Genomic DNA, 22,149 nt, shown 5'->3' on the forward strand with positions numbered 1-22,149 from the left:
TCCGACCTCTCCCCAGCCAAGGACGCCTGCCATGATCCCCACCAGCCACCCCAGCCCCGAAGAAATGGCCCGCCTCACCGCGCGCATGTTGCTGGAGATCGGCGCGGTGCATTTCAACGCGGATGAACCCTTCACGCTGGCCTCGGGCCTGCCGTCCCCGACCTATATCGACTGCCGCAAGCTGATCTCCCACCCGCGCATCCGTTCGACGCTGATGGACTTCCTCACCGTCACCGTGATGCGCAACGCGGGGTTTGAGGCTTTCGACAATATCGCCGGTGGCGAGACGGCCGGCATCCCCTTCGCCGCCATGGTCGCCGAGCGGATGGCGCTGCCGATGACCTATGTGCGCAAAAAGCCCAAAGGCTATGGCCGCAACGCGCGGATCGAAGGTGACATGACCGAAGGCCAGCGTGTGCTGCTGGTCGAGGATCTGACCACGGATGGTGGCTCAAAGCTCAGCTTTGTCGATGCGATTCGGGAAACCGGTGCAAGCTGCGCCCATACCGCCGTGATCTTCCACTACGGCATTTTCCCACAAACCGAAAAGACCCTTGGTGACCATGGCGTTACGCTTCATGCGCTGTGCACATGGTGGGATGTCTTGGCCGAAGCACGCGCGCAAGGCGCCTTTGACGCGGCCACACTGACCGAAGTCGAAGCCTTCCTGAACGCACCGCGCGAATGGCAGGAATCCCGCAAAAGTTAACCGAATTTCCGCAAGATGTTGACCCAAGGCCCCTCCACAAGGCAAAATGTGGTGGGGCCTTTTGTCGATAAAGATATCCACAAAAGATACAATTTGCGCCGGACGACCCCACTGGCTATGACGACCATCTGGGTAGAAATGGGTGAGGTCATGAACGAAATTACATCGCTGAACGCGAACCAATTGGCTGTGCAGGCACCGGAATCGATGCCGCATTCGATCGAGGCCGAGCAGCAGTTGCTGGGCGCGATCCTCACCAACAACGACGTTTATGACCGCGTGGCCTCTGTCATCGGCCCCAAGCATTTCTACGAGCCGGTCCACGCACGCATCTTCGACATCGCCGCACAGCGGATCGCCAAGAACAACCTCGCCTCCCCGGTCACGCTCAAAGCCTTTATGGAGGACGACGAGGGGCTGAAAGAGCTAGGCGGCCCGGCCTATCTCGCCCGTCTCGCGGGTGCGGCGATCAGCGCCTTTGCCGTGCGCGACTATGCGCAGATGATCTACGACCTCGCCGTGCGCCGCGACCTGATCCAACTGGGCCGCGACATTTCGGCCAAGGCCGCGCAGGTCGATGTCGCCTCCGAGCCGCGCGAGCAGATCGTCGAGGCGGAGCAGGAACTCTACAAGCTGGCCGAACAGGGTCAGGTCGAAAGCGGCTTCCAGTCCTTCCTCAAGGCCGTGACAGATGCGGTCAACGTGGCCAACGCCGCCTACCAGCGTGACGGGGGGCTCTCGGGCGTCTCCACCGGGCTGATCGACATGGACAAGAAACTGGGCGGTCTGCACCGCTCTGACCTTCTGATCCTTGCGGGCCGTCCGTCGATGGGGAAAACCTCGCTTGCGACCAACATCGCCTTCAACGTGGCCAAAGCCTACAAACGCGGGATGAAGCCCGATGGCACCGAAGGCGCGGTCGACGGTGGCGTGGTGGGTTTCTACAGCCTTGAGATGAGCGCCGAACAGCTTGCCGCGCGGATCCTGTCGGAAGCCGCCGAGATCCCCAGCCAACAGATCCGTTCGGGCGACATGACCGAGACCGAGTTCCGCCGCTTCGTCGATGCCGCCAAAGCACTGGAAGCCTGCCCGCTGTTCATCGACGACACGCCCGCCCTGCCGATCAGCCAGCTTGCCGCCCGCGCGCGGCGGCTCAAACGGACCCACGGGCTTGATGTGCTGATCATCGACTACCTGCAGCTGGTCCGCGGCACGGGCAAGTCGGAAAACCGGGTGAACGAAATCTCGGAAATCACCATGGGTCTCAAGGCCATCGCCAAGGAACTCGACATTCCGGTGATCGCCCTGTCGCAGCTGTCACGCCAGGTGGAAAGCCGCGACGATAAACGCCCGCAGCTGTCGGACCTGCGTGAATCGGGCTCGATCGAACAGGACGCCGATGTGGTGATGTTCGTGTATCGCGAGGAATACTACAAAGAACGCGAAAAACCGGGCGATCATGAGCTCGATAAAATGGCGGTCTGGCAAGAAGAGATGGAGCGCCTGCACGGCCGCGCCGAGGTAGTCATCGGCAAGCAGCGTCACGGGCCGATCGGCACGGTGGACCTCAGCTTTGAGGGCCGGTTTACCCGCTTTGGCAACCTTGTGCAGCCTTGGCAGCAGGGTGGCGGCGACGAACAGGAATTTTGATCCTCCTCGGCTGAAGGTCACCGCTCTTTGCGGGCGGTGACCCTCAGCCCATCGCCCCCATCCCCATCGAATTCACATTCCTGAATAAATGATTTGGATTGCCCCCGACTGCCGTTAGGCTAGATGGGCGGTTCTGCGCCTCGCGCCAGTACCGTCACTCACCTTGGGAGGACCAAAATGACGAATATCATCCGCGCCATCTGCCTGATGCTCGCCACCAGCTTTGCCTTCGCGCTCCACGCCGAAGAGACCGAGCGTTACGGCAAGCAGAAAGTTGTCTATCACATCAACTATAACGGCGGCGAAGGCTCCAAGGCGCATCTGGGGGCCATGCGCAACATCCAGAACCACATCAACGCCGTCGGGGCCGAGAATATCGACGTGAAGGTCGTGCTGCATGGCAATGGGCTGAGCCTCTTGGCCGATGCCAAGGGCAACGACAAGATGCAGACAACCGTATCTTCGCTCAAAGGGCAGAACGTCAGCTTTCATGTCTGCAACAACACCCTGCGCGGCCGCGAGATCAGCTATGAGAACGATCTCTATGACGTGTGGGAGGAAGACATCGTGCCCTCCGGCGTGGCGGAACTCTCGCGCCTGCAACAGATGGGCTACACCTACATCAAACCTTAAACAGTACCGCCCGGGGGGAGAATACCCCCCCCCGGGCGTTCGTTGTGTTACTCTCCCGCCGCGCGGGTCTCATACATCAGCCCCTTGGCGCTGCCTTCGGCGAAACCCTTCCAATAGCTGTGGTCGTCCTTTTCGGTCCCGTCTTCTTCGACCGACCAGACGCCAGCGTTGGAATCCTCTACCAGATCAAGGTAGCCCCCCTTCTCGGCCTCATCCTTCAGATGGCTATCCATCCATGCGGTCACGAAATGCTGGGCGATATTGTTCATCCGCACCGTGTCCCAAACCGCATCCGTGTAATGTTCTGAAATGTTGAACCCTTTGTCTTCGCTGAAGTAATAGGACTCGTCAGGCGCGGGCATCGGCGCGCCGGCGTTATGGCCCGCGTTCACATAGGTCAGCAGCGCACGGTCGACGTTTGAGGTGTTTTGCCAAATCGCGCGAATGCCGTCCTTATAGAGCGATGTGTCATCCTGCGATCCCGCGATAAAGAGCATCGGGATCTGCACGCCCGCCAGACCTTCGGCATCCCAAAAGCCCCGGTTCATGCCCCAAGGGCCGAAGGCCACGGCTGTCTTGATGCGCGGATCGGGCAGCGCGTTGTGGGTGTCGGACCCGGCCTGATGGATGCCCAATGTGCCATGCGGCCCACCCCATGCGTAGCCGACGGATGTCTCGGTTACACCTCCGCCGGCGGTGATGATCGCGCCGTAGCCGCCCATGGAGTAGCCGATCAGCCCGGTGTTCTCGGCGTCATAAAGCCCTGCAAAATCGCCACCCTCCGCGGATTTTTGCGCCATCTGCTCCAGTACAAAGAGTTGGTCCAGCGAGCGGTTCACCAGCGTCGAGCCAAAGGCCGCTTGCGTGCGGTAGGTGCTGTCGGTGTGGTCAATGGAGGCCACCACATAGCCCTTGGAGGCGAGGTTCTCGGCCAGATGCGACAGCAGATAGCGGTTGCCCGGATAGCCGTGGCTGATCAGGACCAGCGGAAAGGTCTCGCCCGAGGCCGGATCGACATCGCGCATCGCCTGTCCCTGCAACGTGACCTCGGTGGTGCCGTCGCGCAGATAGGCTTCGAAGGCGGTTTCACCCTGCGCGCCTTCGGCGGCAGGGTAATACATCTCAACGGTCAGAGGCCGGTCATAGCGCGGCATCTCATCGGGCTTATCGGCGGCCGGGTCGATGGCGAGTATGTCGATCTGATCGGGGTTGACCATCTCAAGCGTGCGCACGCCCACCGCGTGGTCGCCGTAGGCCGCGAGCTCGGGCGCGTTCGGCAATTGTCGGTCGATCCGATTCTCCGCCTGCGCCTCCCCTGCGGTAAGGCTGGCGGCAAGCAGAGCCGTGGTGGTCATATGTCGGTGCATGGTTCGTCCTCCCTTGGATAGGCCCGAGCCTACCTGCGTCGCGGAGGCAAGCAAGCGCCCTGCCCGTGACGTTACGGAAATTTCACACTCACGCCCGCGCGGCGCGGGCCACTTCGGCCTCAGAGAGCCCATACCTCCCGGCGAATTTGGCGCGGGCGGCCAACAGCCTTGGGTCATCGGGTTTCATGCCCAAGGTGCGAATAAAGGCGATGCGCTGCTGCTGTTTCAACGCTTCGGTGTCGATATCCGTGCCCATGGCGCGGTCGATAATCTCTCCGCCGGGGCTGACGTGGAACCATTTGTTGAAGTCGCGGAAATGATGCTGGTTGTGCAGCCGCGTGACATGTCGCTCGACCGCCGTTTTGGGGACCGACAGATGCGCCGTCATGTGGAACCATTCATAGCCCAAAAAGGTCAGCACCCCGCCCAAAGGGACGATTGCCGTGGCAATCCAAAAACTTGCGTCAAACCCCAGCAACGCCGCAATGCCCCAAACCAAAATGAAATTCCCCACAAGCATCGGCAGAGCGACCCAAAGCGGCACAAAGAACAGCCCGTGATTGGTGGGAAAGTCATGGTGCCCGTAATGCGCGCGGTAGAGCAGATCAAAGGCCCATTGCCGTTTCGGCGGATCAAGGTGAAAGACATGCCGGTGCAGGTTGTATTCATTGAGCATCTGCGCCGCGATCCCCAGCGGCACCAGCGCCCAGCACCACAGCGGCGCCCCCCAGAGCATCGCGCCAATGGCAACGACACAGGCCAGCGCCATGAGCGATACCCCCGCGTGACCAAACATGATCCTGATCCGTGACATCCGCCTGACCTCCCCATCCTGCGCATCCGGTAGGCAAAAGTGTAACAAATCCCCCTCGCCCCTGTCGCGCATGACGTTAGGTGCTCTTGGCCGCTTGACCTCCCCCCGCATTCTGGCCCACATCCGCCCATGAGCAAAGCGACCCTGACCATCGACCTGCAAGCCATCGCCAACAACTGGCGCGCCCTTGACCGCATGACGGGGGCCGAGACCGGCGCCGTGGTCAAAGCCGACAGCTACGGCCTTGGTGCGGCCCGTGTGGCGACAGCCTTGGCCGAGGCTGGCGCGCGGCAGTTCTTTGTGGCCTTGGCCGAAGAAGGCGTAGCACTGCGGCAGGCCTTGGGCGAAGGCCCGGTGATCAACGTCTTTTCCGGCCATATGGCAGGCGACGCCGAGGCGATTTCCGGTGCGACCTTGACGCCGATGGTCAACTCGACCGAGCAGCTTTTGCGCCAGCTTGAGACCCTGCCCGGCCATGGCTTTGGCATCCAACTCGACAGCGGCATGAACCGGCTGGGGATGGAGCCTGCGGAATGGGCGGCCTTGCGCGACATCGCGCTGAGCCAGAACCCCTCGCTGATCATGTCGCATCTGGCCTGCTCCGACGAACCGGAGCACGAGATGAACGACGCGCAGCTGCGCAGTTTTCACGAGATGACCCAAGGGATCGACGTGCCGCGCTCGCTCTCTGCCACGGGGGGCATCCTGCTGGGCTCTGACTATCACTTCGATGTCACGCGGCCCGGGATTGGCCTTTATGGCGGGCGGCCCTTCACCGATGCGCGGCCTGTGGTCACCCTCGATGTGCCGGTGATCCAAACCCGCAACGTCACCCCGGGAGAGACCGTAGGCTATGGCAACACATGGACGGCAGAGGGCACGGTGAAGCTCGCCACTGTCGCTGCGGGCTACGCCGACGGGCTCCAGCGCGCCATGGGCAACGCTATCGGCGCGGCCTCTTTCCAACATAACGGCATTTCGCTGCCAATTGTCGGGCGCGTGTCGATGGACCTGATCACGGTGGATGTCTCTGCGTTGGATGAAGTGCCAACGACTTTGCAGTTGCTGGGGCCAAAGCAGGGTGTCGATGATCTGGCGGATTGGGCCGGGACGATCGGCTACGAAATGCTCACCTCGCTCGGGGCGAGATACGCGCGGACCTACGCCGAGTAGATCGGCGACTTTCCCCGTTTCGGATTGCGTGGACTGCAAGTCGGCGGCGCTTTAGCGTGGCTATTTTCCCGCATGGTTGCCCACGCCCGTCTCGGGTGGCCTAAAGGTAAATCACCCTAATCACGCCGAAAAATTTACGAAAAACCTGAGGTTGTGCCATAATGTCGGCAAAACTGCGTTAAATCCTCAGCATATTTCCGCACTGAATGGGAACAAAGAAGGATAAAGAGGCGTTGGTCGGCAGAAACTTGCTTAGTAGCTCTTCCAGGGGGGAGAAAGTATGTCCCAGCTTCGTTCATTCGCCTACCTCATCCAATTCGCCTTTCAACGGCTAGCGGTTGTTGTCTTTGCCCTTGCGGCCCTTGCCCTCACCGTGGCCAGCATCATGGCCGGGCTTGGTATTTGGGATTGGATCAGCCTTGACCTTCAATATGGCGGTGAGCCTGTTGAAAACGCTGGGATGTACGCCCAGCTGAGCTTGACCGCTCTTGCCGTGGGTCTGTGTTTCTTCCTGCCCACCAACCGCCGCGTCATGCAGCTTGAAACCTCGCACCGCCAGTTCAATGTTGGCATGCAGGACGTGGCCCGCGCCTATGGTGCCGTGCACGCCGCCGATCGTGCGGAAACCTTTCAGATGAGTTCGGAATTCGATTCGGTGCGCGAACGTCTGGCCTATCTGCGCGATCACCCCGACCTCAGCACGCTAGAGCCAGCCGTGCTGGAAATGGCCGCACAGATGAGCCACGTGGCCCGCGATCTGGCCGAAGTTTACTCGGATGAGAAACTGGCCCGTGCACGCAGCTTCTTGAAACAGCGCCAAGAAGAGGTCGAGTTGTTCAACAGCCGTCTGGATCAGGCCAAAGCCATCTCGACAGAGATGAAACATTGGCTGCACGAGGTTGAACTTGAAGAGAGCGTCGCCGTGGCCCAGCTAGAACGCCTGCGTGACGAGATGCGTGAGATCATGCCAGAGCTCGGCCTCGAACGTGTTGTGCAGACCGAAGCCCCCGAGCGTCAGCCGGAGCCGACATCGCTCGACAATATCGTGATCGATCTGCCTCCCAAAGCTGCCGAGTAACAACGGCGGCGGCATCCGGCCCATTGGGTTCCCCCCCGGGATCATCACCCAAAGGCCGGATGCTTTTCCTTTGACGCCATCCGGCACCTGCGCGAAAAGGGCCCATGGCCAAATCCTCCTCCAGTTTTTCCTGCGCCGAATGCGGTGCGAAACATTCCAAATGGTCCGGGCGCTGCGACGCCTGTGGCGCTTGGAATTCGATCGTCGAAGATAAAGGCATCTCCGCAGGCCCGCCCAGCAAATCCTTGGGCGCACGGCGCGGCTCTGCCATTGAACTCACCGATCTTGCCACCCAAGAAACCCCGCCACCGCGCGCCCAGTCCGGCATTGCCGAGTTGGACCGCGTTCTGGGCGGCGGCTTGGTGCCCGCCTCGGCGATCCTTGTGGGCGGCGATCCGGGCATCGGTAAATCTACCCTTCTGCTGCAAGCTGCCGCGCATTTTGCGAATTCGGGTCTAAAAACGATTTACGTCAGCGGAGAGGAAGCCAGTGCGCAGGTCCGCATGCGCGCTCAGCGACTGGGCCTTTCCGAAGCGCCGGTGAAACTGGCGGCGGAAACCAATCTGCGCGACATCCTCACCACGTTGGAAGCCGAACGGCCGCAGCTTGCCATCATCGATTCCATTCAAACCATGTGGGCCGACAATGTCGAAAGCGCGCCGGGCTCGGTCAGTCAGGTGCGCGCCGCGGCACATGAGTTGACCAGTTTTGCCAAACGGCGCGGGGTTGCCGTGATCCTCGTTGGCCACGTCACCAAAGAAGGCCAGATCGCAGGCCCGCGGGTGGTGGAACATATGGTCGACACCGTGCTTTATTTCGAAGGCGAACGGGGCCACCAATTCCGCATCCTGCGCGCGGTCAAAAACCGTTTTGGCCCGGCGGATGAGATCGGCGTGTTCGAGATGACGGGCGGCGGTCTGTCTGAGGTCCTCAACCCCTCGGCCTTGTTCTTGTCGGAACGCGGCCAACCCTCCCCCGGGTCGGTGGTCTTTGCGGGCATTGAAGGCACGCGCCCCGTCTTGGTCGAGCTTCAGGCGCTCGTTGCCCCCTCGCCCCATTCCCAAGCGCGCCGCACCGTGGTGGGGTGGGATTCGGGCCGCTTGGCGATGATCCTCGCCGTGTTGGAGGCGCGCTGCGGGATTCCTTTCGCAGGGCTGGATGTCTATCTCAATGTGGCCGGCGGCATGAAAATCTCGGAGCCCGCTGCCGATCTGGCCGTGGCTGCCGCGATCCTTTCGGCCCGAGAAGACGCGGCCCTGCCCGCCGAAACCGTTGTTTTCGGGGAAATCAGCCTGTCCGGTGCGCTGCGCCCCGCCAGCCAGACGGAAAACAGGTTGAAAGAGGCGCAAAAACTTGGTTTTACGAGCGCTATTGCACCGCGCGGCGGGAAAGCCGTGGGTGCGACCGGAATTGCGCTGAATACGATGAGCGATCTGACCGGATTTGTTGGCGAAATTTTCGGGGCGGGCTGATCCCCCCTTAGACGAGGGCGAGAACGCGCATGGACGGTTTTACCATAATTGACGGGGTGGTCGCGGTGGTCATCGTGCTATCGGCACTGCTGGCCTATGGCCGCGGGCTGGTGCGCGAATTGATGGCGATTGTTGGCTGGATTGCAGCTGCGGTATTGGCCTTTCTCTTTGCACCGCAGGTTGAACCGCTGGTGCGTGAACTGCCCTATATCGGCGAATTCCTTGCTGATAGCTGTGAGCTGTCGGTTATCGGCGCCTTCGCGCTGGTCTTTGCCGCGGCACTGATCATCGTTTCGCTTTTCACGCCGTTGTTCTCTTCACTGGTGCACCGCTCGATCCTTGGCGGGATTGATCAAGGTCTTGGCTTTATCTTTGGCGTTGTGCGGGGCGTCTTGCTCGTGGCGATCGCCTTCTTCGTCTATGACACCGTCATCACCGGAGAGCGGGCGACCGCAGTCGATAACAGCCGCTCTGCCGCTGTCTTCTCGCGCTTTACAGGCCAGATCGAAGAAAAAGACCCCCAAGAGGCACTTGGTTGGATCACCAACCGCTACGAAGCGCTTGTGGGGAAATGCAGCGCCTAAGCGTTCATAATCCCTTAACAGACTAGATTTAGACAGGCGACCATAGCATAGGGCCGCCTGTTTTGCGTTTGTAGATGGTCGGTCACACATTTTGATCAACGGCATCCGGCCTGGCTGCTCATCTTACGGTCAAGCGTCCCGCTTTATCGTGGCTGTCTTCCCTCGCGTGCGACATGCGGGGTGACAGTCGGGTGCGAAGCACCTACATAGGCACCGACCCCACCCGGATTCGGAGTTGCCCCGTTGTCCAAGCTCATGCCACCTGCCCATCCTTTTGACACATCCTATCTGCGCGACAGCGGAGATGAGGACAAACTGAAGGAGGAGTGCGGCGTTTTCGGCGTCGTCGGCGTTGCTGATGCCGCCACTTTCGTGGCCCTCGGCCTCCACGCGCTCCAGCACCGCGGACAGGAGGCTGGCGGCATCGTCAGCTATGATCCCGAAGCTGGTTTTCAATCTGCCCGCCGCTTTGGCTATGTGCGCGATAACTTCACCTCGCAGGACATCATGCAGACGCTGCCCGGCGAATTGTCGATCGGCCATGTGCGCTACTCCACCTCTGGAAACAAAGGCCCGACTGCGATCCGCGACGTGCAGCCCTTCTTTGGCGAGTTTGCCATGGGCGGTGCGGCCATTGCGCATAACGGCAATATCACTAACGCCAATGCCCTGCGTCGTGAGCTGATCGAGCGCGGCTCGATCTTTCAGTCGTCCTCGGACAGTGAGTGCATCATTCACCTCATGGCGCGCTCGTTACAGCAAAACATCCCCGAACGGATGGAAGACGCCCTGCGCCGCGTCGAAGGTGCCTTTTCTGTCGTGGCCATGACACGCACCAAACTGATCGGTGTGCGCGACCCACTTGGCGTGCGCCCGCTGGTACTGGGTCGGGTCGGCGATGGCTGGGCACTGAGCTCGGAAACCTGCGCGCTCGACATCATCGGCGCCGAATTCGTGCGCGAGATTGAGCCCGGCGAGATGGTCGTCATCACCGAAAAGGGGGTCGAAAGCCATTTCCCCTTCCGCCGTGTGCCGTCGCGGTTCTGCATCTTTGAGCATGTCTATTTCAGCCGCCCTGACAGTATCCTCGGCGGTCGGTCGGTCTATGAGACACGCGAGAATATTGGCCGTGAGCTGGCCAAGGAAAGCCCGGTTGATGCCGATCTCGTCTGCCCTGTGCCTGACAGTGGCACGCCGGCGGCGATTGGGTTCAGCCTTGAATCCGGCATTCCCTATGCGATGGGGATCATCCGCAACCAATACATGGGCCGGACCTTCATCGAGCCGACAGAGCAAATCCGCAACATGGGTGTGCGCCTCAAGCTCAACGTCAACCGCGCGCTTATCAAGGGCAAGCGGGTGATCTTGGTCGACGACTCAGTGGTGCGCGGCACGACCTCGCGAAAAATCAAAGAGATGATCCTTGATGCCGGGGCCAAGGAAGTGCACTTCCGCATCGCCTCCCCGCCCACGGCTTGGCCTTGTTTCTACGGCGTCGACACCCCGCAGCGCGAAAAGCTGCTGGCGGCGACCATGTCGGAAGATGAGATGCGCGATCACCTGCAGGTCGACAGCCTCAAGTTCATCTCGCTCGACGGTCTGTACCGCGCGGTGGGCGAAACCGAAGGTCGCAAGGCCGAGTGCCCGCAGTATTGCGACGCCTGTTTCTCCGGCGACTACCCGGTGACCCCTGCGGATCAGATCAAGGAAGGGTTCCAGATGAAGCCCGCCGCTGAATAACCTGCCAGACGGATTGCACCAAAGCAAAGGCCGCGCCCGGAACCTCGGACGCGGCCTTGTGTTTTGTCACCCTCGCGGGATCGCTTGCTTAGTTTTGCGCCGCCGGCTCGGCCGCATCATTGGCGCTGTCCGTCGCATCATCCACGGCATCGCTGATCGCCTCTCCGGCGGCGTCGACCGTGTCGGTGATCGCCTCTGCCGCGTCTTCGGCGGCGTCGGTTACATCCTCGGCCACCTCTGGCGCATTGATCGCCTCAGAGGCTTCGATGGCCACTTCCTGCGGGCCTTTGCCGGTGAAAAGCATATAGCCAGCCAGCGCAATCAACGCCGCCACGACCAACCAGACCAGATTCTTCATTCCATTCCCCTTAATCTACGCCCCGCGACGTTAGAGATTACCCCCGGGGCCGCATAGCCGTCAATTGCGCCACATTCGCCCCAGATCAAGGGTAAATCGCCGCAAAGCCCACGCATAGCGCGATTTTGCGGCTTGAAGATGCCCCCCTCCGGGTTTACCTTGCATTCTCGAATTAGGTAACAATCAAAGGACCATCACCATCGCTCGCAGACCTCATAACGCGCCGCCCCAACGTGACACCGGCCCGCGCGTCAACGACAAGATCCGCTCCACTGAAATCCGCCTGATCGGTGCGGACGGCGAAAACGTCGGCGTTGTGACGCCTCAGCGTGCCATGGAAATGGCCGATGAAGCTGGGCTCGACCTTGTCGAGATTTCGCCCAATGCCAAGCCGCCCGTGTGCAAGATCATGGATTTCGGCAAGTTCAAATATGAACAGCAAAAGCGCGAGAGCGAAGCCCGCAAGAAACAGAAGATCATCGAGATCAAAGAGGTCAAGTTCCGTCCGAACACGGATACGAACGACTACGATGTGAAGATGCGCAACGTCTTCAAGTTTCTCGAAGGTGGCGACAAGGTGAAGGTCACCCTGCGGTTCCGTGGCCGCGAAATGGCGCACCAGAACCTGGGTCGTGAGCTTTTGGAGCGCGTCGCTGCGGATACCAAAGACATCGGCCGGGTTGAGAACTTCCCCAAGATGGAAGGCCGCCAGATGGTCATGGTGATCGGGCCCCTGCCCAATAAGTGATCCGCTTTAAGTCGAGTTCGCACGGCGGGCCCGATCGATCATCTTACAGCCCATAACGCAAAACGCCCCCGGATCGCTCCGGGGGCGTTTTCAATTTAGGGGTAGGTCTGCTTAACGCAGCAGACCGGTAATGTTCCGCACGACCGCACGGCGGTTCGCAGGTTCCGCTGACGTCGTCGGCACGCGCAGCTGGCTTTCACCGTAGCCCTGCGTGATCAGGTTGGCAGGCGGTACATCGAAGTACTCCGTCAGAGCCAGTGCAACGGTCTCTGCACGGCGGTCCGACAGGGCGAGATTGTAGCTCGCATCGCCAACCGCATCCGTATGCCCTTCGACAAGGATCACGGTGCGCGGATCCTTCTGGATCAGGTCACGCAGCGTGGTGCCAATATTGGCAAGCGAACGGGCCTGCTCAGGCTGGATCGCGGCGGAGCCTGTGGGGAAGCGCACGGCGTCCAATTCCAACTGCGGCGCGAGAGAGCGCACCTCACGGATTTCGCGCACCTGACGCAGGGAGAATGTCCGCCCCTGATCGTTGCGCAATTCCGTCTGCAGTGCCTGACGCAGCGCCGCTTCGTCTTGTGTGCTGGCGCGTTGAGCCTGCTGGGTTTCCTGAACCTGCGGCAGGTCGTTCACCACAACTTCACGCTCTTCGACAAGGTCATCCACAAGCACGTACTCGCGGCCCTGTGCGTCAAAGTTGGTGCGGCGTAACACGGTGCCATCGCGCGAACGAATGGTCTCGACCCGGCTGCCATCGCTCTTGGTCACGATAGTACGGGTGGAGCCGTCGTCGAAGGTTTGGGTCTGCACTTCATCGCCGGGGCGACGCAGCAGCGCATTGTCGTCCTTCAGAACACGCAGCTCACCAGTGTCGTCCTGAACAACCACACGGTCACCGGAACGGCTGACGATCTTTTCACCGTTGTTCAGCACCGACCCCACGGCCACTGCGCCAAGGCCAAGCAGCAAGGCTTTCTCGAAGTCCGACAGACCACCGTCGTCATCGTTTGAGGCTGCGGCTTCGGCTTCACCGGCGGCGGTCACTTTGGTATCGAAATCTTCGTCCGAGGTGCGCACATCATCTTCGGTGACTTCTTCGGTCACCACTTCTGCTTCCGCATCGTTTTCGGCAGCAGCGGCAGCCGCAGCGGCGGCGGCCTCACGCTCGGCGCGGCGTTCTTCACGACGCTCCTCGCGGCGCTCGGCACGGCGGGCTTCGCGGCGCTCTTCACGGGCTTGGATTTGCTCTTCGGTCAGACCAGCGTTGTCTTCTTCGCCCATCGCTTCACCGCTTATTTCAGCGTCGGTTTCGGCATCCTGAGCGGTTGTGGCAACAGCTTCATCATTCTGGACCGCCTCTGCCTCGGTCGCCGTTTCGGCCTCCAGTTCGCTTTCTACAGGCTCCGTGGTTTCTACAGTCTCGGTGGTCTCAACGGCTGTATCAGCAGTTGCATCCGCTTCTGCGGCGGTTTCGGCCTCGGCCTCAACTTCCGCGTCCTGCATGGTCTCGGCTTCGACTTCAGCCTCTTGCTCGACGACGGGTTCGGCTTCGGCCTCTTGCTCAACCTCTGCTTCGGCTTCCGCTTCGGCCTCTACTTCTTCGTCGACTTCAACTTCGGCTTCCGACGCAGCTTCGGCGGCAGCTTCAGCCTGCGCCTCTGCGGCATCAGCAGCTTCGTCGGCCTGTTCAGCCGCGTTGTCTACAGCGGCAGCGGCAGCATCGCCAGTGGACTCGACTGCATCGGCAGCTTGATCCAAGACAGAACCGGTTGTTGCTTCGGCCTCGGTTTCAACTTCAGCTTCGGCTTCCGCTTCCACTTCCGCCGATGCTTCCGCGTCCGCGCTCAGCCCGGCGATAACGCGCAACTCTTCGGCGTTCTCTACCGTTTGATCGTCAAATGCGCAGGGAAACTCTGTCGCTTCGCCCACGGGGCCGCATTCGGCTAGATTCTGCTCCTGAGCGAAAGCGCCATGCGGGAAGGCCAATGCAAGGCTCAGACCCAGCGAAGTCGTAGATCTCAGTAGGTTTTTCATGTTCACGTCCTCATTATTACGGGAACGCCGTTCGGGCAGCGCTTGTCATCCAACGCATAATGGGGGCGCTGGTTCCGCTATCCAATATCAATACCTTACCCCATGAAAAACCGCGCCCCCAATCGGGGACGCGGTAAAGGTTTACGAACTGTTATCGACTATCAGGCGATGGCGGCGACAGCGCGACGGGTCATCACGCCGCAAAGATGCGCGCGGTAGGCGCCGCTGCCGTGCAGATCGCTGATCATATCATCCGAACCGAGGGTCAGCCCCTCCAAGGCACCAGCCTCAAACCGGCCAGACAAAGCGGCTTCGGCCTCCGTCCAGCGGAAGACACCATCGTTCGACGCGCCGGTGATCGCCACGCGCACCTCATCACCGAACCAGGCGACATAGGTCGCGACCAGCGGAAAGCGTGAGGCGGGTTGGATGAACTTCTCGTAATGTGCGGCCTGCGGGATCGGAAAGCGCACGCCGGTCACGATCTCACCTTCTTCCAAGGCAGTGGTGAACATGCCCTGAAAATAGTCATCCGCCGCAATTTCGCGCCGGTCGGTTTCAATCGTCGCCCCGCTGGCCAAGGCCCCGGCGGGATAGCAGGCAGAGGGGTCGTTATTTGCAAGCGATCCGCCGATCGTGCCGCGGTTGCGCACCGCCGGGTCACCGATCCGCGCGGCGAGGCTGGCCAAGGCGGGATAGCTTTCCGCGGCCTCGCGCATGACGGTTGCGTGGGTCGTGCCGCCGCCAATCCAAAGCGCGCCATCGCGCATTTCTACGCCTTTCAACGCATCAATCCCCGCCAGCGACACCAGAACAGAGGGCATCGCCAGCCGCGCCTTCAGCGTCGGGATCAGCGTCTGCCCCCCGCTCAGCGGTTGCGCGTCTTCCTGCCCCAAGGCTTTGACCGCATCCGCTACGCTGCTGGGGCGCTCTACTTCGAAATCATACATCTTTCATCCTTCCCAGAGGCCGCCCGTGCGTCGCCTCTTTGTCCAATACACTTTTCAGTAGGACAAGGCGCTCAGCCATTCATCGCCTCCCAAACCCGCGCGGGGCTGACCGGCATGTCGATATGGCCGATGTCCTTGCCGCCCGAGCGCATGGCGTCGAGCACCGCGTTTACCACAGCAGGCGGCGAGCCAATCGCCCCCGCCTCCCCGCAGCCTTTCACGCCCAAGGGGTTGTGGGTGCAGGGCGTTTGGCAGGAATGATCCACGTCATAGAACGGCAGATCGCTGGCGCGGGGCATGGCGTAATCCATGTAAGACGCGCTGAGCAATTGGCCGTCTTCGTCATAGGCGCAATTCTCCAACAAAGCTTGACCGATCCCTTGGGCCAAGCCGCCGTGCACTTGGCCGGTCACGATCATCGGGTTCACCACATTGCCAAAGTCATCGGCAGCCGTGAACCGCTCAACGGTGACATGGCCGGTGTCGGGGTCAAGCTCGACCTCGCAGGCATAGGCACCCGCCGGATAGGTAAAGTTCGACGGGTCATAGAAGGCGGTTTCCTCCAAGCCCGGTTCGATCTCCTCCAGCGGATAGTTATGCGGTACGTAGGCCGCCAGCGTCACATCGCCCCAAGCCACGGATTTGTCGGTGCCGGCCACGCTGAACGCACCATCCTTCAACTCGATATCCCCTTCCGAGGCTTCGAGCAGGTGGCTCGCGATCTTTTTGGCCTTGGCGATGATCTTTTCCGTCGCCCGAACCATCGCGCTGCCGCCCACGGCCAGCGAGCGGGAACCATAGGTGCCCATGCCCATCGGCGTGCGCGCCGTGTCGCCATGGACGATCTCGACCATATTCTCGTCGATGCCAATCATATCGGCCACCACTTGGGCAAAAGAGGTCTCATGCCCCTGCCCGTGGCTGTGGCTGCCTGTCATGACAACCAGCCCGCCTGTCGCGTTGACCCGCACCGTGGCGCTTTCATACAGGCCCGCACGTGCACCCAATTGGCCGACGAGGTTTGACGGCGCGATGCCGCAAGCCTCGATATAGCAGTTCACGCCGAAACCGCGCAGCCTGCCTTTGGCTTCGCTTTCCTTGCGACGGGCTTCGAAACCGGCGTGGTCGGCAATCTCCTCTAGCTTGTCCATCGTGGCGTTGTAGTCGCCGGTGTCATATTCCACCGCCACCGGGGTGGCATAGGGAAACTCCGTCACGAAGTTCTGGCGGCGCAGTTTGATCGGGTCGACCTTCAGCTCATGCGCGGCTTTGTCGATCAAACGCTCCAGCTGATAGGTCGCCTCGGGCCGTCCGGCACCGCGGTAAGCGTCTACTGGCACGGTATTGGTAAAGACCGCCTTAACGTTCACGTAGATCAACGGCGTTTTGTAATTCCCGGCCATCAGCGTGCCGTGCAGCCATGTCGGCACCGAGGGCGCGAAGGTCGACAGATAGGCGCCCATGTTGGCGTAGGTATCGGTGCGGATAGCCTTGAAATTATTCTCGGCATCCAGCGCCAGTTCGATCTTAGTCACATGGTCCCGGCCATGGGCATCCGACATGAAAGCCTCAGACCGGCTGGAGGTCCATTTCACCGGGCGCCCGACGGCCTTAGCCGCGAAGGTGCAAAAGGCTTCTTCCTGATAGTGGAAAATCTTGGTGCCGAAACCACCGCCCACATCCGGGGCCACAACGCGCAGCTTATGCTCGGGGATGCCCAGCACAAAGGCCCCCATCAACAGGCGGATCACATGCGGGTTTTGGCTGGTTGTATAGAGCGTATAATCGCCAGCCGAGCGGTCGTACTCGCCGATGGCCACGCGCGGCTCCATCGGGTTGGCGACAAGACGGTTGTTGACCAGTTCAAGCGTGGTGACATGATGGGCCTCTTCAAAGGCCTTGTTCACCGCGTCCTTATTCTCTTCGACAAAACCCCAGTCGTAACAAAGGTTGCTTGTCAGATCGTCATGCACCTTGGGCGCATCGTCTTTGACCGCATCCTTCATGTTGACCACGGCGGGCAACTCGTCAATGTCGACCACAATTGCCTCAGCGGCGTCACGCGCCTGCGCCAGCGTCTCGGCCACCACGGCGGCGATCGGTTCGCCCACATGGCGGACCTTTTCATGGGCCAGAACCGGGTGCTTCGGCTCTTGCATGGGTTGGCCATGTTTATCGGTGATCTGCCAGCCACAGGGCATGCCGCCGATTTCGGCAAAGTCAGCGCCGGTGAAAATCTTCAGCACCCCGGGCATGTCTTCGGCGGCAGAGGTATCGACCCCCGTCAGCCGCCCGTGTGCCACATCAGAGCGCAGGAAAAACACATGGGTCTGGCGGCGCAGGTTGATGTCATCGGTGTAGCGCCCCGATCCGGTGAGAAAGCGAATGTCCTCCCGTCGTTTGCTGCTGGCGCCAATTCCGCTGCTCGGTTCAAAATCCTTTGGCATAATGTCCTCCCGTTTGGTGGCGGTGCGGATGCACCTGATCTGTCACGCGGCGCCCGGTTCTGGTGGTCCTCCCTCCGCCATCACCGGTCTGCTCTGCGTGACGCTGTTCTTGGATTTACTCTGCTGCCAGCGCGCTAACGTCCTGACCACTGGCCGCCATGATCGCTTTGACGATGTTATGATACCCGGTGCAGCGGCAGATGTTGCCGTCAAGGTAATGCCGCACCTCGGCCTCGCTCGGCTTGGGGTTGTCCTTGAGCAGGGCCGCTGCCGACATCACCATGCCCGGCGTGCAAAATCCGCACTGCAGCCCGTGGTGATCCTGAAACGCCTGCTGGATGGTGTTGAGCGTGCCATCTGGGGCCGCCTGCCCTTCGATGGTGTCGACTTCGGCGCCGTCAGCCTCAATCGCAAACATGGTGCAGGCCTTGACCGCATTGCCATTCACATGAACCACGCAGGCCCCGCATTGGCTGGTGTCGCAGCCCACATGGGTGCCGGTGAGTTCCAGATCATCGCGTAGGAAATGCACCAGCAGTGTGCGGCCTTCGACCTCCCCTGACGCGGGTTTGCCGTTCACGGTCATCTTGACCTGTGTCATGTTCTTCCTCCCAGTCTGACGCTTGTTGAGGTCAGTTAAGCACGACAAGCTCTAGTTGAGAACACATATTTTCTGAGGGCTTTTTCTCAGCCGCCGCTCGCGCATTTGCCGGGATTTCGCGGCTGCGGGCGGGTTGGGATTTCCTTGAGCAATCCACCCACCCCCATGCCTGAGATGTCCGCGCTGGTGACGGGAATGCCGCAGACCAGCCGCGACAGCACCCAATCCGCGCCGTTGAGCGCAGGCGAGCGGGCGCAGCCCGGCAGGCCGATGACGGCACGGGTCCCCAGATGGCCGAGAAAGAGTAGATTGCCGGGGTCCACCGGCATGCCAAAACGCGTCACCTCGCCGCCCGCTTGACGCAAGGCCGACGGAGCGATGTCATTAATGTCAGACGTGGCCGAGGCAGTGAGGATGAGGATCAGGTCGGTCTGGGCTGCGGCAATCGCCTCGGCGAGTGGTGCGGTGCGATGGGGGACCATCATGACGTTTTTCAACGCCACGTTCAGCGCCTTTAACCGCCCCTCCACCGCCGCGCGGCCCTTCTCTCCGGCGCCTCCGGGGACATCTGTAATGATGAGCGTTGCATCGCGCAGGACGGGTGCCGCAAGGCGCAGCGCGCCCTCTCCTGCCGCTGCACAGGCGGTCTCCACCGCCTCGGCGGGCACGGCATAAGAGATGATTTTGATCGTCGCCACCATGCCGTTTTCGCCCATCTGGTGATAGGGCGGCACGGTGGCCAGCGTGATCATCGGATGCACCGCGTTCACCGCCTCAAGGGCGGCGCGGTCCATCACCACCACGCCCGGCCCATCGGCGAGCAGGTTCACGCGCCCGGTAAAGGGTTGCGACATCCTCAGCCCCGGCCCGCAGAGGGCTTGGGCCAAACGCGCAGCACCGGCGTCTTCGTCAATGTCACCGAGGTCGAGCTGGGCGACGATCACCTCTGCGATCCCGGCCTCATTCAGCGCATCGATATCGCCCTGTGCCAGTACCCTACCCTTGCGCAGCCGCCCGGACGGGACCGCCACGGAATGGGCCAGCGTCGCGCCGAGGGCATCGCTCAGGGGAACCGGGCCGAACCTCATGGTCGGCGCAGGCTTTGGATCATCTGAGCAAGGATCGAGACGGCGATTTCGGCGGGGCTGGCAGCGCCAATATCAAGCCCGACCGGTCCGTTGATCCGCGCCGCTTGCGCTGCCGCCACGCCCGCCTCCTCCAACCGCGCAAGGCGGCTGGCTTGCGTTCGGGTCGAGCCGAGCGCGCCGATATAGAAGGCCTCCGACCCAAGCGCCACATGCAACGCCGGATCGTCGAGTTTGGGGTCATGGGTCAGCAAAACAACGGCAGAGCGGGCATCGAGGCCAATCTCGCGCAGCGCGGCATCGGGCCAGTCGTTTACAAGCCGACAGTCAGGGAAGCGCGCAGGCGAGCCGAAGGCTTCGCGCGGGTCGACGACGATGGGGTCAAACCCAGCCTCCCCCGCCATGCGCACCAAATGTTGCGCGATATGTACCGCGCCGACAATCACCAGCCGCAGCGGCGGGTTGTGGATGGCAATGAAACGCCCGGTCTCCTCGTCCACGCCCGAACGGTCGTGGCGGAAGCGGTCTTGGTGGCCGTCGTGGGTCAGGTGGCGGGTGCTGCCGTCAAGCGCAACATCATAGGCCACCGCCTGCCGGCTTGCGCGTTTCGCGACCAATTCGCGTAACATCTCAAGGGGCAACGCCTCAGGCCCGACCGGCTCCACCAGCACTTTGATCGTGCCCCCGCAGGCCAAGCCCACGGCGAAGGCATCGCCGTCGCTCACGCCGTATTCCAACAGCCGCGTGCGCCCGTCCTCCAGCGCCTCCAACGCCTCGATCACCACGGCCCCTTCGACACAGCCGCCAGAGACCGAGCCCATCATCGTCCCATCGCCCGCCACGACCAGTTGCGCGCCTGCGCGGCGTGGCGCAGAACCCCACGTCTCCACCACCGTGGCCAGTGCCACGGGCTGTCCAGCCTCGGCCCAATCGAGCGCCTGTTCGGGGATCCGGTCCATCTGGTTTCCTTTCGCCGTGAGGGCGCAGAGTGTGTTGCAACGCGGGCAAAGGTCAATGCCCGATGCGGCCACGGCTTCGCCTTGCACGCAGCGCAGTGCGGCACTACATCTAGGCCAAGATATCACAACACCCGGAGCCACCCCATGCCCATGCAAGCCAGCGAAATCGAAGACCTGATCCGCGCGGCCTTTCCGGACGCCAAGATCACCGTCGAAGGCAATGACGGCGTGCATATGGCGGCCATGGTTGTTGACGAAAGCTTCCGTGGAATGAACCGGGTGCAACAACAGCGCGCTGTCTATGCGGCACTCAAGGGCAAAATGGACGGATCGAACGGTGATCTGCACGCGCTGGCGTTGACCACGCGGACGCCGGATTAAACGATGTGGGGCTGGGCCGCAGCGGTTGTTCTGGGCGGGATCGCCGCCACCGCCTATGCCCAGCACCGTGCGCGGCGCGGGCGGCATGTGCCGCTCTCGCAACGCCAGCCTCCGCGCCCTGAGACCGGCAAAGTGCCGCTGGGGATGGAGGCGCTGGATCTGGATGCCGTGGCCAGCACCGCGCGGCGCAATGAAAGCCTTGAGCGCGGGCAGACGAATTGGACGAAGAAACGGGGCGGTTTCTTTCTCGGCGGGGCCGAGTTGGATGTGAAGCCCTGGGCCGACGATGAAACCTATGCGCGGCGCTATCACGCTGCGTTCAAGAAATCAGATGTGAAGGACAAATGACATGAGCGATGCCGCCAACCAGATCAAAGAACAAATCACCAAAAACGACGTGGTTCTGTTTATGAAAGGCACCAAGGAAATGCCGCAGTGCGGTTTCTCCAGCCGCGTGGCCGGGGTGCTGAACTACATGGGCGTGAACTATAGCGATGTGAACGTGCTGGCCGATGAGGGGCTGCGTCAGGGGATCAAGGATTTCTCTGACTGGCCGACCATCCCACAGCTTTACGTCAAAGGCGAGTTCGTCGGTGGCTGTGACATCATCACCGAGATGACGCTTTCGGGCGAGTTGGACACGCTTTTTGCCGAGAATGGCGTGACCTTTGATAAGGACGCTGCGGATAAGATCCGCGAAGCCAACGGCTAAAGCGACCACAGGTTAGACGAAAACACCCCGGAGCGGCTTGGCCCTCCGGGGTGTTTTTTTGTCCGGCAACTGCAGGCGCGCCATGCAGCACAGCCAGCGATGACGCCCTGCAAACGCGGTGTCGAAAACCGCCCCGAACGCACCCCAAACGGGCGCGCCCCGGCAGCACCTTAACCTCAGTCTTCAATCGCCGTGATCATATCGACGCGGCGGCCATGACGCCCGCCTTCAAACTCGGTATCGAGAAAGGCATCCACGATCTCAAGCGCAAGCCCGGCCCCAATCACCCGCGCGCCCATCGACAGCATATTCGCGTCGTTATGCGCCCGGATCATCTTTGCCGAAAAGGTATCGGCACAGACGCCGCAGCGAATGCCCTTGACCTTATTGGCCGCCATCATGATGCCCTGCCCCGTGCCGCAGATCAGGATGCCAAGGTCGAACTCCCCCGCTGCGATGCGCCGTGCGGCGGCTTCGCCGTGTTTGGGGTAATCCGTGCTCTCTGCCGTTGCCGGGCCGATGTCTTCGACCTCAAACCCGCGTTCGGCCACGTGGCGCGCGATGTCTTGGCGCAGGGCGATGTCGGCATGGTCGCTTGAGATGATGATGCGGGGTTTCACGGTCATGGGAGGGTGTCCTGATTGTTACGTC

Annotated in this window: 22 protein-coding genes; 12 read left to right on the forward strand and 10 right to left on the reverse strand. The window is 61.5% G+C overall.

What is annotated here, in order from left to right:
- The first annotated feature begins 31 nt into the window (after positions 1-31).
- From J3456_RS13295 to J3456_RS13305, 3 genes are all read left to right on the forward strand, one after another.
- The gene (locus J3456_RS13295; protein ID WP_132443518.1) at positions 32-709 is read left to right on the forward strand and encodes an orotate phosphoribosyltransferase; all 678 of its coding nucleotides are present in this window, start codon (positions 32-34) and stop codon (positions 707-709) included.
- Positions 710-859: 150 nt separating this feature from the next.
- Positions 860-2,359 carry a replicative DNA helicase gene (locus tag J3456_RS13300; protein ID WP_349580652.1) on the forward strand — a complete coding sequence of 500 codons (1,500 nt, stop codon included), beginning with the start codon at positions 860-862 and terminating at the stop codon, positions 2,357-2,359.
- A 177-nt stretch (positions 2,360-2,536) separates the two neighbouring features.
- A complete protein-coding gene (locus J3456_RS13305) occupies positions 2,537-2,992 on the forward strand; it encodes a DsrE family protein (RefSeq protein ID WP_259943898.1) in 456 nt (151 codons plus the stop codon).
- A 47-nt stretch (positions 2,993-3,039) separates the two neighbouring features.
- Here the strand turns inward: J3456_RS13305 and J3456_RS13310 are convergent, their stop codons facing one another.
- Together J3456_RS13310 and J3456_RS13315 are read right to left on the reverse strand one after the other, a co-directional pair.
- Positions 3,040-4,347, reverse strand: a complete 1,308-nt coding sequence (locus J3456_RS13310) for an alpha/beta hydrolase family protein (RefSeq protein WP_349580768.1) — start codon at positions 4,345-4,347, stop codon at positions 3,040-3,042.
- A 100-nt stretch (positions 4,348-4,447) separates the two neighbouring features.
- Positions 4,448-5,155: a sterol desaturase family protein gene (locus J3456_RS13315; RefSeq protein WP_349580653.1), complete on the reverse strand. Its 708-nt coding sequence runs from the start codon at positions 5,153-5,155 to the stop codon at positions 4,448-4,450.
- A 147-nt stretch (positions 5,156-5,302) separates the two neighbouring features.
- Here J3456_RS13315 and alr point away from each other — a divergent pair, with 147 nt between their 5' ends.
- The 5 genes from alr (at position 5,303) to purF (ending at position 11,220) form a co-directional block, all read left to right on the forward strand.
- Positions 5,303-6,346 (forward strand): alanine racemase, encoded by a 1,044-nt coding sequence (gene alr / locus J3456_RS13320; protein WP_349580654.1) that lies wholly within the window; start codon positions 5,303-5,305, stop codon positions 6,344-6,346.
- A gap of 280 nt (positions 6,347-6,626) precedes the next feature.
- Positions 6,627-7,424, forward strand: a complete 798-nt coding sequence (locus J3456_RS13325) for a DNA repair protein (RefSeq protein ID WP_349580655.1) — start codon at positions 6,627-6,629, stop codon at positions 7,422-7,424.
- A gap of 104 nt (positions 7,425-7,528) precedes the next feature.
- A complete protein-coding gene (gene radA / locus J3456_RS13330; protein WP_120350916.1) occupies positions 7,529-8,896 on the forward strand; it encodes a DNA repair protein RadA in 1,368 nt (455 codons plus the stop codon).
- Positions 8,897-8,925: 29 nt separating this feature from the next.
- Positions 8,926-9,480: a CvpA family protein gene (locus tag J3456_RS13335; RefSeq protein WP_007119896.1), complete on the forward strand. Its 555-nt coding sequence runs from the start codon at positions 8,926-8,928 to the stop codon at positions 9,478-9,480.
- A gap of 255 nt (positions 9,481-9,735) precedes the next feature.
- Positions 9,736-11,220 carry an amidophosphoribosyltransferase gene (gene purF / locus J3456_RS13340; RefSeq protein ID WP_349580769.1) on the forward strand — a complete coding sequence of 495 codons (1,485 nt, stop codon included), beginning with the start codon at positions 9,736-9,738 and terminating at the stop codon, positions 11,218-11,220.
- Positions 11,221-11,308: 88 nt separating this feature from the next.
- Here the strand turns inward: purF and J3456_RS13345 are convergent, their stop codons facing one another.
- Positions 11,309-11,578 carry a hypothetical protein gene (locus tag J3456_RS13345; RefSeq protein WP_349580656.1) on the reverse strand — a complete coding sequence of 90 codons (270 nt, stop codon included), beginning with the start codon at positions 11,576-11,578 and terminating at the stop codon, positions 11,309-11,311.
- A 286-nt stretch (positions 11,579-11,864) separates the two neighbouring features.
- Between J3456_RS13345 and infC the strand changes: the two genes are divergently transcribed.
- Positions 11,865-12,326 carry a translation initiation factor IF-3 gene (gene infC / locus J3456_RS13350; protein WP_259950033.1) on the forward strand — a complete coding sequence of 154 codons (462 nt, stop codon included), beginning with the start codon at positions 11,865-11,867 and terminating at the stop codon, positions 12,324-12,326.
- Between the two features lie 111 nt (positions 12,327-12,437).
- Here the strand turns inward: infC and J3456_RS13355 are convergent, their stop codons facing one another.
- The 6 genes from J3456_RS13355 to J3456_RS13380 form a co-directional block, all read right to left on the reverse strand.
- Positions 12,438-14,363 (reverse strand): OmpA family protein, encoded by a 1,926-nt coding sequence (locus J3456_RS13355; RefSeq protein ID WP_349580657.1) that lies wholly within the window; start codon positions 14,361-14,363, stop codon positions 12,438-12,440.
- A 161-nt stretch (positions 14,364-14,524) separates the two neighbouring features.
- Positions 14,525-15,313 (reverse strand): FAD binding domain-containing protein, encoded by a 789-nt coding sequence (locus J3456_RS13360; RefSeq protein ID WP_349580658.1) that lies wholly within the window; start codon positions 15,311-15,313, stop codon positions 14,525-14,527.
- Positions 15,314-15,384: 71 nt separating this feature from the next.
- A complete protein-coding gene (locus J3456_RS13365; protein ID WP_349580659.1) occupies positions 15,385-17,760 on the reverse strand; it encodes a xanthine dehydrogenase family protein molybdopterin-binding subunit in 2,376 nt (791 codons plus the stop codon).
- Positions 17,761-17,875: 115 nt separating this feature from the next.
- Complete coding sequence (locus tag J3456_RS13370) at positions 17,876-18,361, reverse strand: (2Fe-2S)-binding protein (protein WP_007119904.1); 486 nt, start codon at positions 18,359-18,361, stop codon at positions 17,876-17,878.
- 86 nt (positions 18,362-18,447) lie between these two features.
- Entirely contained in the window at positions 18,448-19,449 is a 1,002-nt protein-coding gene (locus tag J3456_RS13375) for a molybdopterin-binding protein (RefSeq protein ID WP_349580661.1), read from the reverse strand.
- Positions 19,446-20,405: an XdhC family protein gene (locus tag J3456_RS13380; protein WP_349580662.1), complete on the reverse strand. Its 960-nt coding sequence runs from the start codon at positions 20,403-20,405 to the stop codon at positions 19,446-19,448. The genes J3456_RS13375 and J3456_RS13380 overlap by 4 nt, the downstream gene beginning before the upstream one ends.
- A 144-nt stretch (positions 20,406-20,549) precedes the next feature.
- Between J3456_RS13380 and J3456_RS13385 the strand changes: the two genes are divergently transcribed.
- The 3 genes from J3456_RS13385 to grxD are packed head-to-tail and all read left to right on the forward strand — an operon-like array spanning position 20,550 to position 21,498.
- Positions 20,550-20,786 (forward strand): BolA family protein, encoded by a 237-nt coding sequence (locus J3456_RS13385; RefSeq protein WP_259981201.1) that lies wholly within the window; start codon positions 20,550-20,552, stop codon positions 20,784-20,786.
- A gap of 3 nt (positions 20,787-20,789) precedes the next feature.
- On the forward strand, positions 20,790-21,134 hold the full coding sequence (locus J3456_RS13390) for a hypothetical protein (protein ID WP_349580663.1): 345 nt from the start codon (positions 20,790-20,792) through the stop codon (positions 21,132-21,134).
- Between the two features lies 1 nt (position 21,135).
- Positions 21,136-21,498 (forward strand): Grx4 family monothiol glutaredoxin, encoded by a 363-nt coding sequence (gene grxD, locus J3456_RS13395; RefSeq protein ID WP_269345646.1) that lies wholly within the window; start codon positions 21,136-21,138, stop codon positions 21,496-21,498.
- 176 nt (positions 21,499-21,674) lie between these two features.
- Here grxD and rpiB read toward each other — a convergent pair whose 3' ends face one another.
- Positions 21,675-22,124, reverse strand: a complete 450-nt coding sequence (rpiB, locus tag J3456_RS13400) for a ribose 5-phosphate isomerase B (RefSeq protein WP_067629151.1) — start codon at positions 22,122-22,124, stop codon at positions 21,675-21,677.
- Positions 22,125-22,149: the final 25 nt, after the last annotated feature.

This window comes from Sulfitobacter sp. NFXS29 (assembly GCF_040148765.1).
In the GTDB taxonomy this organism is placed as follows: Bacteria; Pseudomonadota; Alphaproteobacteria; order Rhodobacterales; family Rhodobacteraceae; genus Sulfitobacter.

What these genes read in the sequence shown, in the direction of transcription:
- J3456_RS13295 (WP_132443518.1), top strand. Translation starts at nt 32, where the DNA reads ATGATCCCCACCAGCCACCCCAGCCCCGAAGAAATGGCCCGCCTCACC.
- J3456_RS13300 (WP_349580652.1), top strand. Translation starts at nt 860, where the DNA reads ATGAACGAAATTACATCGCTGAACGCGAACCAATTGGCTGTGCAGGCA.
- J3456_RS13305 (WP_259943898.1), top strand. Translation starts at nt 2,537, where the DNA reads ATGACGAATATCATCCGCGCCATCTGCCTGATGCTCGCCACCAGCTTT.
- J3456_RS13310 (WP_349580768.1), bottom strand. Translation starts at nt 4,347, where the DNA reads ATGACCACCACGGCTCTGCTTGCCGCCAGCCTTACCGCAGGGGAGGCG.
- J3456_RS13315 (WP_349580653.1), bottom strand. Translation starts at nt 5,155, where the DNA reads ATGTTTGGTCACGCGGGGGTATCGCTCATGGCGCTGGCCTGTGTCGTT.
- alr (WP_349580654.1), top strand. Translation starts at nt 5,303, where the DNA reads ATGAGCAAAGCGACCCTGACCATCGACCTGCAAGCCATCGCCAACAAC.
- J3456_RS13325 (WP_349580655.1), top strand. Translation starts at nt 6,627, where the DNA reads ATGTCCCAGCTTCGTTCATTCGCCTACCTCATCCAATTCGCCTTTCAA.
- radA (WP_120350916.1), top strand. Translation starts at nt 7,529, where the DNA reads ATGGCCAAATCCTCCTCCAGTTTTTCCTGCGCCGAATGCGGTGCGAAA.
- J3456_RS13335 (WP_007119896.1), top strand. Translation starts at nt 8,926, where the DNA reads ATGGACGGTTTTACCATAATTGACGGGGTGGTCGCGGTGGTCATCGTG.
- purF (WP_349580769.1), top strand. Translation starts at nt 9,736, where the DNA reads ATGCCACCTGCCCATCCTTTTGACACATCCTATCTGCGCGACAGCGGA.
- J3456_RS13345 (WP_349580656.1), bottom strand. Translation starts at nt 11,578, where the DNA reads ATGAAGAATCTGGTCTGGTTGGTCGTGGCGGCGTTGATTGCGCTGGCT.
- J3456_RS13355 (WP_349580657.1), bottom strand. Translation starts at nt 14,363, where the DNA reads ATGAAAAACCTACTGAGATCTACGACTTCGCTGGGTCTGAGCCTTGCA.
- J3456_RS13360 (WP_349580658.1), bottom strand. Translation starts at nt 15,313, where the DNA reads ATGTATGATTTCGAAGTAGAGCGCCCCAGCAGCGTAGCGGATGCGGTC.
- J3456_RS13365 (WP_349580659.1), bottom strand. Translation starts at nt 17,760, where the DNA reads ATGCCAAAGGATTTTGAACCGAGCAGCGGAATTGGCGCCAGCAGCAAA.
- J3456_RS13370 (WP_007119904.1), bottom strand. Translation starts at nt 18,361, where the DNA reads ATGACACAGGTCAAGATGACCGTGAACGGCAAACCCGCGTCAGGGGAG.
- J3456_RS13375 (WP_349580661.1), bottom strand. Translation starts at nt 19,449, where the DNA reads ATGAGGTTCGGCCCGGTTCCCCTGAGCGATGCCCTCGGCGCGACGCTG.
- J3456_RS13380 (WP_349580662.1), bottom strand. Translation starts at nt 20,405, where the DNA reads ATGGACCGGATCCCCGAACAGGCGCTCGATTGGGCCGAGGCTGGACAG.
- J3456_RS13385 (WP_259981201.1), top strand. Translation starts at nt 20,550, where the DNA reads ATGCCCATGCAAGCCAGCGAAATCGAAGACCTGATCCGCGCGGCCTTT.
- J3456_RS13390 (WP_349580663.1), top strand. Translation starts at nt 20,790, where the DNA reads ATGTGGGGCTGGGCCGCAGCGGTTGTTCTGGGCGGGATCGCCGCCACC.
- grxD (WP_269345646.1), top strand. Translation starts at nt 21,136, where the DNA reads ATGAGCGATGCCGCCAACCAGATCAAAGAACAAATCACCAAAAACGAC.
- rpiB (WP_067629151.1), bottom strand. Translation starts at nt 22,124, where the DNA reads ATGACCGTGAAACCCCGCATCATCATCTCAAGCGACCATGCCGACATC.